Origin of the sequence: Brevibacillus sp. NL20B1 (genome assembly GCF_018195675.1) — a bacterium.
GTDB classification, from domain to species: domain Bacteria; phylum Bacillota; class Bacilli; order Brevibacillales; family Brevibacillaceae; genus Brevibacillus; species Brevibacillus aydinogluensis.
Map to the genome: position 1 here is coordinate 253,911 of NZ_JAGTPT010000002.1, position 12,636 is coordinate 266,546.

A 12,636-nucleotide genomic window follows, 5' to 3' on the forward strand; every position below is an offset into this window, starting at 1 on the left:
TGCGAATCGGTGGTTCCCACCAAGGATGAGCACTTCCGAGTTGTTGCGCTGAACCGATGTCCCGGGCATCCAGTAGGCGCGAACGGTTGATCCGTTATCTCACAGGTCTCGTACCTGGCAAGGTTCTTCTTTGCGAGAAGAAGAACGAATGAGGGTGGCACCGCGAAGCAAGCCTCTCGTCCCTCACTGTTCCGCGAACAGGAGCAGTGTGGGAACGGGAGGTTTTTTATATGCACTTGTCAAGGAGGAGAGAAATCCATGTTTGCAGACAAAATGATCCTGCGCATACCAGGACCTACCCCCATCCCCCCTCGCGTCCAGCAGGCGATGAACCAGCCGATGATCGGCCATCGGAGCGGACAGTTTTCCGAGCTGTTCGCCCGCACTGCCAAACGGTTGAAGCCGTACTTCGGCACGAGCCAGGACGTGTTCATCCTCGCTGGCAGCGGCACCAGCGCATTGGAGATGAGCGTGGTCAACACGCTGCAGCCGGGCGAAGAGGCGGTGATTCTGGTAAGCGGCGCGTTTGGCGAACGGTTTGCCAAAATCTGCGAACGCTACGGCGTCATTGCCCACCGCCTGGAAGTTCCCTGGGGAAAGGCGGTCACTCCGGATCTGCTTCAGGCGTTTCTGTCTGACAAGCCGCAGGTAAAAGCCGTATTCGCCACTTACTGCGAAACGTCGACCGGCGTGCTCAACCCGATTCGCGAACTGGCACAGGTGGTGCACCAGCATTCGGACGCCCTGTTCATCGTGGATGCGGTAAGCTGTCTGGGCGCGGTCGCCTGCGAGATGGACGCCTGGGGCGTGGACATCGTCGTAACCGGTTCGCAAAAGGCGTTTATGCTTCCGACCGGATTGGCCTTCCTGGCCGCGAGCGAGCGAGCCTGGCAGGTGATTGACCAGAAGAAGCCGCTGGCCTTTTACCTCGACTTGAAGACCTACCGCAAAAGCCTGGCCGAAAACACGACGCCTTACACGCCTGCCGTGTCGCTGGTATTCGGTCTGGACGAAGTCTGCTCCATGCTGGAGGAAGAGGGACTGCCGGCCATCATCAAGCGGCATGAACTGATGCGCGACATGACCCGCGCCGCAATGCGCGCGCTGAACGTGCCGCTGATGGCCGAGGACGCCTACGCTTCGCCGACGGTCACCTCGTGCGATCCCCAAGGGGCATTCGACGCGGAGGAGCTGCGAAAAGTACTCCGCACCCGCCACAACGTTGTTATCGCCGGCGGCCAGCAGCACCTCAAGGGCAAGATTTTCCGCATCGGCCACATGGGCTACTGCGAACCGCTCGACGTGCTGCAGGTGATTGCCGCCCTCGAACTGTCGCTCCGTCAAATTGGTGCTCCCGTTGAGCTGGGAGCAGGTGTCAAAGCTGCACAGGAGGTGCTTTTTGCTCATGTATAAAATCCTGATTACCGACCCGCTTAGCGAACACGGCATTCAGCAACTGCTTGACGCCCCCGACGTGGAAGTGGTGCGTCAAACCAACCTCTCCCCCACCGATCTGCTTTCCGTAATCGGGGACTATGACGCCCTGCTCGTCCGCAGTCAGACGCAGGTGACCGCTGAGGTGCTGGCTGCCGGCAAGAAACTGAAAGTGGTCGGCCGCGCCGGCGTGGGCGTGGACAACATCGACATCAACGCGGCCACCGAAGCCGGGGTTGTCGTCATCAACGCTCCCGACGGCAACACGATCTCCACGGCGGAGCACTCCTTCGCCATGCTGATGGCCGTCGCCCGAAACATCCCGCAGGCACACAAAAAACTGACGGATGGAACCTGGGACCGAAAAAGCTTTCAGGGCGTAGAGCTGAACAACAAGGTGCTCGGCATCATCGGCCTGGGCCGGATCGGCACAGAGGTGGCCAAGCGAGCCAAGGCGTTCGGCATGACCGTGCTGGCCTACGATCCGTTCCTGACGGAAGAACGGGCGAAAAAACTGGGCGTCACCCACGCCACGATCGACGACATCTGCCGGCAGGCTGATTTCATCACCGTCCATACTCCGCTGACGAAGGAGACGCGCCATATCATCAGCTCCCGCGAGTTTATGAAGATGAAAGACGGCGTTCGCATCATCAACTGTGCCCGCGGCGGCATTATCGACGAAAAGGCGCTGTATGAAGCCATCTTGACCGGGAAAGTGGCAGGGGCTGCCCTGGACGTGTTTGAAGTGGAACCGCCGGTAGACAACCCGCTGATCGGCCTGCCGCAGGTCGTGGTCACTCCCCACCTGGGCGCCTCCACACAGGAAGCACAGGAGAACGTGGCGGTTGACGTATCGGCCGAAATTCTCAAGGTGCTGCGCGGCGAGCCGTTCAAAAACGCGGTCAACCTCCCGTCCATTCCGGCGCACGTGATGGAGCGCCTGCAGCCGTACTTTACCCTCGGCGAAAAGCTGGGGAACTTCCTGGCACAGGTGACGGTCGGCTCGATTCAGGAAATTGCGATCACGTACAGCGGCGAACTGGCCGATGTGGACACGGCACCGCTGACAAGAACCGTGCTGAGAGGCGTACTCTCCTTCCGCCTGGGCGAAGAAGTGAACTACGTCAATGCGCCGCTTCTGGCCAAAGTGCGCGACATTACGGTCACGGAGAAAAAATCGGCGCACAATCGCGGTTTTACCAACCTGCTGACGGTCACGTTGAAGACCACACAACAGACGCGCACCGTCGCCGGTACCCGCCTCAACGGTTACGGAGCGCGGATTGTCAAGATCGACGACTTTGCCATTGACGTGGCTCCGGAAGGGTACCTGCTGTACATCCACCACAACGACCGTCCCGGCGTCATCGGCCGCGTCGGATCGATTCTCGGCAACAACGACGTCAACATCGCCACCATGCAGGTGGGACGGCGTGACATCGGCGGCGACGCGATCATGATGCTCTCTGTCGACAAGCCGGTCTCCGCCGAACTGCTGGATAGCATGGGTGAGCTGCCGGAAGTCAAAAGCGTGACGCAGATCGAACTGTAGGCAGAAATGGTTGCCGCATGGTCTCCTGTACACGGCCTGGTCTCATGCACCAGGCCGTTTCTTTACCTATTGAAATGCTACAGGTATAATAGTACAAGACTAGCGACTACATGAGAGGAGATCGATATGGCAAACCAAGCACTAATCGCCATCGGCATTTTTTTGGTAACGTACGCGTTTATTATCAGTGAAAAGATTCACCGCACCATTGTCGCCATGGCCGGCGGCATCCTGATGGTCCTGTTTGGCATTGTCAATCAGGAGCAGGCAATCGAGCACATTGACTTCAACACACTCGGTCTTTTGATCGGGATGATGATTCTCGTCGCAATTACCGCCAAGACGGGCGTCTTCAAGTACATGGCCATCCGCGCCGCCAAGTTGGCCAAGGGCAATCCCGTGCGCATTCTCATCTACCTGAGTCTCGTCACGGCTGTGACCTCCGCTTTACTCGACAACGTCACCACCGTGTTGTTGATCGTGCCGGTGACTTTCAGCATCGCCCGGCAGCTCCAGGTCAACCCGATGCCCTATTTGATCAGCGAAATTATCTCGTCCAATGTGGGCGGCACGGCTACACTGATCGGGGATCCACCCAACATCATGATTGGAAGCGCTGTCCCGGAATTGGACTTCATGTCGTTCCTGGTCAACCTGGCGCCTGTTGTCGTGATTATCATGGCCGCCACGATCGGCTGTTTTGTGCTGATCTACCGCAAGCAGCTCGTCACCTCGCCGGAACTGCAGGCCCAAATTATGAACCTGGACGAACGCGCCGAAATCACCGATGTCAAGCTGCTGAAAAAGTCGCTGGCCGTGCTGGCGTTGACGATCATCGGCTTCATACTGCACGGCGTGCTGCATCTGGAATCGGCAACCATCGCCCTGAGCGGGGCGTTCCTGCTGCTGCTGCTCACTGGTGAGCACTACCTGGAAGAGGCGCTAGGCCAGGTGGAGTGGACCACCATCTTTTTCTTTGTCGGCCTGTTCGTCCTCGTTTCCGGTCTGGTTCATACCGGCGTAATCGCCAAACTGGCAGAAGAGGCGATCAATCTGACCGGCGGCAATACGCTGCACACCTCCCTGCTGATTCTCTGGCTGAGCGCGATCGCATCCGCGTTTGTCGACAACATCCCGTTCGTTGCCACGATGATCCCGATGATCAAGGAAATGGGCACACTGGGCATCACCAATCTGGAACCGCTGTGGTGGAGCCTGGCCCTGGGCGCATGCCTGGGCGGCAACGGCACGCTGATCGGCGCCAGCGCCAACGTAATCGTGGCCGGGCTGGCTGCGAAGGAAGGCCATCACATCAGCTTTCTGGGTTTTCTGAAAGTAGCGTTTCCTCTGATGATCATGTCCATTATCCTTTCACATGTGTACGTCTATCTGCGTTATTTTGTGCTGTAGGAAACAAACTGCATGGACAGGCAGTACAAAAAACGGCTCCCGCGGGAGCCGTTTTTTATTGGAGAGATCCGGCCTGCCTGTCCCCCATGCCGGGGCGGCGAAACCGGTTGATGCGCTATTCGAGGATGGAGAGAACTTCGCGGACATCGTTCAGAATATAATCCGCCTGTTCGTCTTCAAACTTGCGGCGGGCTTCCTGTCCGGTCAAACCGGTCAGTGTAGCTGCAAAGCGGCAGCCGATGGCGCGGGCCGCCATAAGATCGGCCAGCGAATCGCCGACGATCAGCACCTCGTCGCCGTTGGCAATCGGCAGCGATTGGTCAAGCACTTCGCGATTGGGCGTGGACAGACCCAGCAGCCCTTTCAGATAGGAAAACGGATGCGGCTTGGACAGCGGCGCGCTGGCCGGGATCTCCTCTTCCGCTTCCAACACGTGGCTGGCGGTCACCACCCGATCCGGATCAAAAAATTCCAGCACCTTCAGTTCGCTAAGCGGAACATGCGTCTCAATAGTAGGACGGCCCGTGCCGATGCCAAGCGTATATCCTTTTTCTTTCAACGTGCGAAACAGCTTTTGCAGTTCCTCCGGGCTGACGATCGGGATTTCGTCAGTCAAAAACCCCTTTTTCCCCGGCTGGTGTGTTTCTCGGCCGATGGACGCAGCCACACGTTCATCGCCCAGATACCATTCCTGGAACGTCTCCTGACACAGCCGCCACAAGTCGCTGTTGCGTGAGAAGGCATTGGTCACGACGCCGCAGCGCTCAAATGCAATCTGGTTCAGATAGAGCAGCATTTCCGCTTTCTGCGCGGAGCCTCGCGCAAAATCCTTGGTAAACTTGGCGTATTCAATGGAAAAGTCAGGGACGTACGCCTTTGCCCACTCCGACAGGCGGGCGAGCTGGGCGCGGTTCAGCTGGCCAGCCAGCAGATCGGTGGCCTGCTGACCCAGTGCCGGTTTCAGAGCTTCGCACAGCCGGATCACCTGGTAGGCGAAGGTCAGGAACACCATATCCCAGTTGGAGTTGATGCCGCGCGACTTGATAAAGGAGAGCACTTCATCGTCGGCAAAGACCAGCTTGCGGACGCGCCGAATTTCCGTTTCATCCGGACTGGGCGTGAACGTATCCCCGGCCAGGCCGAGATAGCGCGGGCTGTGGAGCATTTCCCAGACAGTCAGGGCGGATGCATCAAAATAGCGCTCTTCACTCAACATGACACCATCGACGTCAAACAGTATCGTCTTGATCATTTCTCGCCACTCCTATTGTGCTATTTGTTCTTGGGTTTGTCCGGCAAAGCGATAGTAAAGGTCGTGCCTTCTCCTAGTTTGCTCTGCACGCTGATCGTTCCGCCGTGGGCTTCCACCAAATTTTTGGCGATGGCCAATCCCAGTCCGGTGCCGCCCGCCTTGCCCCGCGTCCGTGCCTTGTCTGCCTTGTAAAAGCGCTCAAATACGAAAGGCAGATCTTCCTGCGGAATGCCGCTGCCCGTGTCACACACCTCGAGCAGAAGCGTTTTGTCTCCCCGAGCGCGAAGGGTCACCGTTCCCTCGTTGGGGGTGTGGCGCAGCGCATTGTCGATCAGGTTGGTCAACACCTGCTCCATCTTGTCGGGATCGACGAGTGCCGTCGTCTGCTTCGTGTCGATTTCGAGCAGGAGATGAATCTCGCGTTCCTTCGCCAAGTTGGAAAATTTCCGTTGAATGCGCTCCAGGTAGGGGCGCAGTTCGATTTGCTCCAGATTCAATTCGACGTGGCCGGCTTCCATCCTGGCGATGCTCAGGAGTTCGTTGACCAGCTTGGTCATGCGGACCGACTCGTCGTAAATGATCCGGGCCAATTCCTTGTGTTCCTCTGGCGAGGCGGCCATATCGTCGACGATCGCTTCACTGTACCCCTGCAGCATGGACAGCGGCGTGCGCAGTTCGTGTGACACGTTGGCCACAAAGTCGCTGCGCATCTTGTCCAGCTTTCGCTCCCGGGTCATGTCGCGCAGCACGGCCACGGCCCCGCGAATCTGCTCCCGGTCGTTCAGCGGCACCATCACCAGCGACCAGATCCGTCCCTGAACGGGAAGATCCTCGGTTACCTCCCGGCCGCTCTGCACCACCTGCTGGTAAAAGGCAAACAGCGGAACCGGTTCATCCGGGTGCTCGTACTCCCAGTCGCGCAAAAAATGTTTGGCCGGCGGGTTGGCGACGGCGATCTTCCCTTGCTCGTCGATCATCACCACGCCGTCCACCATGCTGCGCAGGACGCTGGCCAACTGCTCCTTTTCCTTGGAAAGGGCATCCACCAGTTGGTTCAACCGGCTGGCCATGGTGTTGAACGAAGCTGCCAGCTCGCCAATCTCGTCCGTCGTCCGGATCGGGATTTCGGCATGAAAATCCCCTTCCGCGATCCGGTGTGCCGTCTCTTTCATCTGCCGCAGCGGAGAAGTGATGCGCGAAGACAGGAAAAAGGCGAAAACCGTGGTTAAGATGAACCCGATGACGCCAACGACGAAAATCAGCTTGCGCACTTCCCGCACCGTATCGTCAAAATCTTCAATCGCCTGGTACATGACAATCGCGCCCCGCATGCCCGGAGAAAGCTCGATCGGAACGGCAACGGCCATAATCTGCATGCGCGCGTTCCGGTCTGTGGGATTATTGGTAAAGAGGATGCGTCCCGGCGCGGGGTGTTTGCCGGCCAGTGCCTCGGACAGCCTAAGCTCTGGTGCGGCAAGAAGTTGTTCCACCGGGACCATTGGCTTTCCAATGCCTTCGCTTTTGCCCACAAGCTTGCCCATTTGATCGACCATCACCAGACCGGTGCGGTGAATGGCGCCAAAACTGGAGGCGATGCCGAGCGCTGCCCGTTTGTCCGGATAGGCAGCCAGGCTTTCGGACAGGCCTTCTGCCAATTCCTGCAGGTTTTTCGTCTGCCGGTTAAAATAAAAGGAGTCAAACGACTGAACCAGCATCAGGCTAAACAGTGTCAGCACCAGGGCAAACAGTGCGATGATGGTCATCCACAGCTTGCCGACTACGCTTTTAAAGATGACGTCCACGTTACTTCGGCACCTCAAGCTTGTAGCCTACGCCCCAGACGGTGGCAATCATCTGCGCTGCAGCCGGTGAGACGCGGTTCAATTTTTCCCGCAGCCGTTTGATGTGCGTGTCGACGGTCCGCAGATCGCCGAAAAACTCGTAATGCCACACGTCTTTCAGGAGCTCCTCACGGGTAAAGACCTTGTCAGGCGACAGCGCCAGGTAATGGAGCAGCTCGTATTCCTTGGGCGTCAGGTTTACTTCCTGCCCGCTGGCGATCACCTTGTGAGCGTCGTGATCAATCGTCAGATCAGGGAAAACGAGGACCGAGTGGCTGTTGAAGTTATCCGTCTTGAGGTATGCGGTAGCCGAAGAACGACGCAGAATCGCCTTGACGCGGTATACGACCTCACGCGGGCTGAACGGCTTAACGACGTAATCGTCCACCCCGGCCTCGAAGCCGTGCACGCGGTTGGTCTCTTCCCCTTTGGCGGTCAGCATGATGATCGGCGTCGCTTTGTGCTCGCGGATTTTTTGGCACACCTCAATCCCGTCCATGCCGGGCAGCATCAGGTCGAGCAAAATGATGTCGTAGTCGGTCGCCAGCGCCATCTCCAATGCCTGTTCCCCGTTGTCCGCTTCGTCGATGACAAACGCTTCTCGTTCCAGGTACATTTTCAGCAGACGGCGAATGCGTTCCTCATCATCCACCACTAGAATGCGTGCCGCTTTTTCCATACCATACACCCCTTGGGTCCATGTTTTCAATCAAAATGAATCAGATCGTCCCAAACGCTGGCGGACAGGCCAGCAATTTGCGGCGTCTGCCGGCACTACACCCCTGCGTAGGAATGCAGTCCGGCGATCACCAGGTTGACCACCACCAGCGTAATCAGGATGATGACAAACCCGATGACAGACATCCAGGCCGATTTGGCGCCGATCCAGCCGCGAGACAGGCGCAGGTGGAGATACGCGCTGTAAAACAGCCAGACGATCAGCGCCCACACCTCTTTCGGGTCCCAGCCCCAGAAGCGGCCCCACGCCTCTTCCGCCCAGATCATGGCGAAAATCAGCGCCCCCAGCGTAAACACGGGGTAGCCGATACTAACGGCGCGATAGCTGATCTCATCCAGCAGTTCCGGTTCAATGCTGTTCAACGACGGCTGTATGACGGCTCCCAGCCGTTTGCGGAAAATCAGCCGCAAGCCGCCGTACAGGACCAGCCCGGAGATGACGGACCAGATCATCGTGTTCAGCTTCCGGGACGCATCTTTGCCTTCCATCCAGGCGGGCGCCTCGAACAGCGGCGTTATCGGACCTGCTTGGACTACCGTGGAACCATTCGGCGCAACGATGGCCGGCAGGGTATACTCTATCTTCGTGTTGCCCGCCTGGTTCTGAGTGTTCTCCTGATTTTGGTTCAGCTCAAAGACGGTCTTGGCATCCATGCGGGCGAACGCGGAGTCCATCCCGATGAAGCCGACCAGCATCAGCACCACGGCCAGAACCGTTTCCAGCCAGCGGGTGCTCTTCGTCGCCCTGTCTTGCGGGACGGTCCGCACCAGGTACATCAGCCCGGCGGCAAAACCGACTGCCAAAATCCCCTCGCCCAGAGCAGCCGTGGTGACGTGAATGTGCAGCCAGTAGCTCTGCAGTGCCGGGATCAGCGGCGTAATCTCTTTGGGGAAGACGTACGAGTACGCCAGCATGATGACCCCGAGCGGCAACACGAACATGCCAATCACGGTCAGCTTGTAGATGCGGTAGATGATCAGGTAGGCCAGGATGATACAGTAATCGAGAAACGCGATAAATTCGAACATGTTGCTGGTCGGGCTGTGGCCGCCGGCAATCCATCGCGTCACCACGTAGCCGGTTTGGGCGAGAAAACCGACCACCGCCAGCCAGTAGGCGGTCCGGCCATACTTCAATTCGTGCTGTTTCGGATCGCGTCCCGCCCAGTTTTTCCCCGTCATCGCGACGATGAATACAATCGACGAGAGCACGTACAGCACAAAGGCAATATCCAGTAGCCAATCACTCAGTTGAATGAGCTGCACGTCAATTTACCCTCCTTGGAGCCGCTTACGCTTTCGATCTGTCCTGCAGCGCGATTTGCAGCCCCGTCTGTTCAATTAGCATCTGCATCTCTCTGCGCAACCCGTACCAGTTTTTGTTGGTGTGGCCAGCCAGGAGCAGCCGCCCCTCATGAAACTGCACCCATATCCGGCGGTGCTGCCAGAAGAAGCCCATCACCAAGCCGATCATGAAGATGATCGAACCGAAGTAGATCACGGGTACCGCCTTGTCGATGCGCACCATCAGACCCGAAATGTCGATCAGGTCCGGCATCTTGATCTCCAGTGTGTAACGGGAGTCCGCTTTCTGCGTGATGATCGTGCCGCTCACGTACACCAATTTTTCCCGCACGTTGTCTTTTTCCGAGATCACTTCCAATGCGAACATCGGATTTTTCGGCAGGTTGGTCTTTGTCGCCGGTTTGTTGTCTTCTCCCATGACAAAGTCGGGAAAGTAATCCAGTACGCGAACCTTGATCCCGTCGCTCACCTGCAGTTCCGGATTGGGCTCGTAGAGATCCAGCCTGATCGGACCGATCGCTTTGCCGCCGGCCTGCTTGTCGATCAGCTCAAAGTTGAGTGCGCCCAACTGCATCTCCTGCACACCCGACTGGACCAAAGACAGGTCTTCATGGATCAAGGGGTGGTTTACCAGGATCGATCCCCGCTTCACTTCGACCAGTTCCGGCTTGGCACCGGGCAGATCGGCGTTCTTGTTCAGATAGAGAATCGCGTCCGTCTGGTACTTTTTCGGGATTACGCCCCCGTTCAGATCAAGCGCTTGCGGCATCTCCTCTTCTGACCAGTACTCGGTATGGTACGCCACGTTTTTTATGTAATACGGCGTATCCGGCACCGCCACGGTCTGCCCCTCACGCACCCAGACGAACTGGTCCAGGTAAAAGCCGGGGATATTCCGCATCAGGACGCCAATCAGGAAGATAATCAGCCCAATGTGGTTGACATAGGGACCCCAGCGGCTGAACCGGCCTTTTTCCGCCATCAGCGCATCGCCGTCGCGGAAAATGCGGTAGCCTTTTTTCCGCAGGGCTTCGGCTGCCTTATCGGCAAGCGCACCTGGCTCGGTCTCGGCGGGATGCTCCGCTTCGCCGTACAGTTTTTGCCCTTGCAGGAACGAAACGTGTTGGTTGACGCGCGGTTTGTTCAGCGCCTTGTAGAGCGGGATCACCCTGTCCAGGCTGCAGATGATCAGAGATGTGCCCAAGGCTACCAGCAGCGTGACAAACCACCACGACGAGTACATGTTGTGGAACCCCAACGCGTAGTAGATCTGCCCCAGCGTACCGTACGTCTCGCTGTAAAACCTGGCGACGTCATCCTCCGTCGGTACCGGTACGGGAATGTACTGCTGCTGCGGAAAGATCGTACCGATGGCGGAGGCGATCAAAATCACAAGGATAATGGCAATGGCGACCTTGACGGATGAGAAGAAATTCCACACCCGGTCAATCAGGCTTTTCGTATTGGTCTGCGATCGACGGGCCATCCCTTCGTAACGCATGTCGGGAAAGGCGACCTGTCCATTCTGTGCAGCCTCTCCGGTTTGTGCGGTCAACTCCTGTTCCAGCGGCCTGCCGCACGATTCACACAGCAGCGTGCCAACCGGATTGGCGTGTCCGCATTCACATTTTCGCTGATCCATGTTGCTCCTCTCTTACGGCAAGATTTTGGCCACTTTTTCGGCGATCATGTCCTCGTTTAACGGCCCCAAGAAAATTTCCTTGACTTCTCCGTCCGGATCGATGAAAAACGTCGACGGAATTTTATCAATGCGATACAGTTTGGTGATTTGCGACTCGCGGTCCATCAAGATCGGGAAAGTCACGCCAAACTGCTTCAGAAACGGTTCCACAGCGACCGGTGTTTCGCCGATGTTCACTCCCACAATCACCAGTCCCTTGTCCTTGTACGCTTCGTACTGCTTCTGCAGGGCGGGCATTTCCTGTTTACAAGGGCCGCACCACGTCCCCCAGAAATTGAGCACGACGCCTTTTCCCCTCAAATCAGACAAGGCGATGGACGGGCCGTTCAGCTGTTCCAGGCTGAAATTTGGAGCGTCTCTGCCTACTTTCACCGCGTTGGGGTCCTTTACAAAGCTGGAATAAACGGCGAAGACCAGTGCCGCCAGCAAAACGCCCAGAATCGCCACTCTGATGTATGTACGATTGCTCTTGTTCATGATTGTCCTAACTCCCATCTGTGCCTGTTGCCGGCCTGTTTGCTTCCTTTATTTATTATAACGTTCCTTGATTTTCCGCCAGCGAACAAGATATGAACAGATTTTGAACGCTGATTCAGCGGCGGTGCGGCAAGTGCTTGCGGTCCCGGGTCAGGCCCCGTTTCAACCGCTCCACTTCCGACGTCGTCAGCGGCCGGTACTGTCCCGGCTCCAGTCCTTCCAGCGTGAGAAACCCCAACTTGACGCGCTCCAGGCTCAACACCGGATGGCCGATCGCTTCACACATGCGGCGCACCTGGCGATTGCGCCCTTCGTGAATCGTCAGCTCCAGCAGCGCCCGATCACCGGCGGCCGACGTCTTCAGCAGCCTTGCCTGTGCGGGAGCCGTCATGCCGTCCTCCAGCTTGATTCCCCGCTCCAGTCTGTCAACCTTTGCCGGGCTGGGCACTCCTCTTACCCAGGCGCGGTACACCTTATCAATCTCGTAGGAGGGGTGTGTCAGCATGTTGGCCAGTTCCCCGTCGTTCGTCAGCAGCAGCAGACCCGACGTGTCGTAGTCCAGCCGTCCCACTGGATAGACCCGTTCCTTTACACCTTTCAGCAGATCGGTGACGACGCGGCGGCCCTGCGGATCAGAGACACTGGTGATGACACCCGTCGGCTTGTACAGCAGCAGGTAGACGTGCTGTTCCAGTCGAATCGGACGTCCGTCGACGACGATCCGGTCCGTGTCGGGATCGACCCGCGTTCCCAATTCCCGCACCACTTTGCCGTTTACCTGCACCCGCCCCTGCACAATCAATTCTTCGCAGTGGCGGCGTGAGGCGACGCCGGCGTGCGCCAACACTTTTTGCAACCGTTCCATGGATGGTTCACCTCTACAACATCATACCCATTCTTACCAGTGTGGACAAGAACAACA

The 12,636-nt window shown here is 57.6% G+C and carries 10 protein-coding genes and 1 other annotated feature (1 of these 11 cut by a window edge); of the genes, 3 read left to right on the plus strand and 7 right to left on the minus strand.

Annotated elements, in window-relative coordinates; all coding sequences use genetic code 11:
* Positions 1-187 (plus strand) — a binding site (T-box leader) (it extends 59 nt beyond the left edge of the window).
* 71 nt (positions 188-258) lie between these two features.
* The 3 genes from KDN35_RS03000 (at position 259) to KDN35_RS03010 (ending at position 4,399) form a co-directional block, all read left to right on the plus strand.
* Entirely contained in the window at positions 259-1,413 is a 1,155-nt protein-coding gene (locus KDN35_RS03000; RefSeq protein WP_212132029.1) for a pyridoxal-phosphate-dependent aminotransferase family protein, read from the plus strand.
* Complete coding sequence (serA, locus tag KDN35_RS03005) at positions 1,406-2,989, plus strand: phosphoglycerate dehydrogenase (protein WP_212132030.1); 1,584 nt, start codon at positions 1,406-1,408, stop codon at positions 2,987-2,989. The genes KDN35_RS03000 and serA overlap by 8 nt, the downstream gene beginning before the upstream one ends.
* A gap of 126 nt (positions 2,990-3,115) precedes the next feature.
* Positions 3,116-4,399 (plus strand): ArsB/NhaD family transporter, encoded by a 1,284-nt coding sequence (locus tag KDN35_RS03010; protein ID WP_212132031.1) that lies wholly within the window; start codon positions 3,116-3,118, stop codon positions 4,397-4,399.
* Between the two features lie 115 nt (positions 4,400-4,514).
* On the opposite strand, the gene KDN35_RS03015 is transcribed toward KDN35_RS03010, so the two are convergent.
* The 7 genes from KDN35_RS03015 to KDN35_RS03045 form a co-directional block, all read right to left on the minus strand.
* On the minus strand, positions 4,515-5,651 hold the full coding sequence (locus KDN35_RS03015; RefSeq protein ID WP_212132032.1) for an HAD family hydrolase: 1,137 nt from the start codon (positions 5,649-5,651) through the stop codon (positions 4,515-4,517).
* 20 nt (positions 5,652-5,671) lie between these two features.
* Positions 5,672-7,453: an ATP-binding protein gene (locus KDN35_RS03020; protein ID WP_212132033.1), complete on the minus strand. Its 1,782-nt coding sequence runs from the start codon at positions 7,451-7,453 to the stop codon at positions 5,672-5,674.
* 1 nt (position 7,454) lies between these two features.
* Entirely contained in the window at positions 7,455-8,171 is a 717-nt protein-coding gene (locus KDN35_RS03025) for a response regulator transcription factor (RefSeq protein ID WP_171565537.1), read from the minus strand.
* A 95-nt stretch (positions 8,172-8,266) separates the two neighbouring features.
* Complete coding sequence (gene ccsB, locus KDN35_RS03030; RefSeq protein WP_212132034.1) at positions 8,267-9,496, minus strand: c-type cytochrome biogenesis protein CcsB; 1,230 nt, start codon at positions 9,494-9,496, stop codon at positions 8,267-8,269.
* 25 nt (positions 9,497-9,521) lie between these two features.
* Positions 9,522-11,177 (minus strand): cytochrome c biogenesis protein ResB, encoded by a 1,656-nt coding sequence (gene resB / locus KDN35_RS03035; RefSeq protein ID WP_212132035.1) that lies wholly within the window; start codon positions 11,175-11,177, stop codon positions 9,522-9,524.
* 12 nt (positions 11,178-11,189) lie between these two features.
* The gene (gene resA / locus KDN35_RS03040; protein ID WP_171565540.1) at positions 11,190-11,714 is read right to left on the minus strand and encodes a thiol-disulfide oxidoreductase ResA; all 525 of its coding nucleotides are present in this window, start codon (positions 11,712-11,714) and stop codon (positions 11,190-11,192) included.
* A 115-nt stretch (positions 11,715-11,829) separates the two neighbouring features.
* Complete coding sequence (locus KDN35_RS03045; protein ID WP_212132036.1) at positions 11,830-12,579, minus strand: pseudouridine synthase; 750 nt, start codon at positions 12,577-12,579, stop codon at positions 11,830-11,832.
* Positions 12,580-12,636 lie beyond the last annotated feature (57 nt).

Bases quoted from the DNA above. Each gene is read 5' to 3' on its own strand.
- KDN35_RS03000 (WP_212132029.1), top strand. From the start codon at position 259: ATGTTTGCAGACAAAATGATCCTGCGCATACCAGGACCTACCCCCATC.
- serA (WP_212132030.1), top strand. From the start codon at position 1,406: ATGTATAAAATCCTGATTACCGACCCGCTTAGCGAACACGGCATTCAG.
- KDN35_RS03010 (WP_212132031.1), top strand. From the start codon at position 3,116: ATGGCAAACCAAGCACTAATCGCCATCGGCATTTTTTTGGTAACGTAC.
- KDN35_RS03015 (WP_212132032.1), bottom strand. From the start codon at position 5,651: ATGATCAAGACGATACTGTTTGACGTCGATGGTGTCATGTTGAGTGAA.
- KDN35_RS03025 (WP_171565537.1), bottom strand. From the start codon at position 8,171: ATGGAAAAAGCGGCACGCATTCTAGTGGTGGATGATGAGGAACGCATT.
- resB (WP_212132035.1), bottom strand. From the start codon at position 11,177: ATGGATCAGCGAAAATGTGAATGCGGACACGCCAATCCGGTTGGCACG.
- resA (WP_171565540.1), bottom strand. From the start codon at position 11,714: ATGAACAAGAGCAATCGTACATACATCAGAGTGGCGATTCTGGGCGTT.
- KDN35_RS03045 (WP_212132036.1), bottom strand. From the start codon at position 12,579: ATGGAACGGTTGCAAAAAGTGTTGGCGCACGCCGGCGTCGCCTCACGC.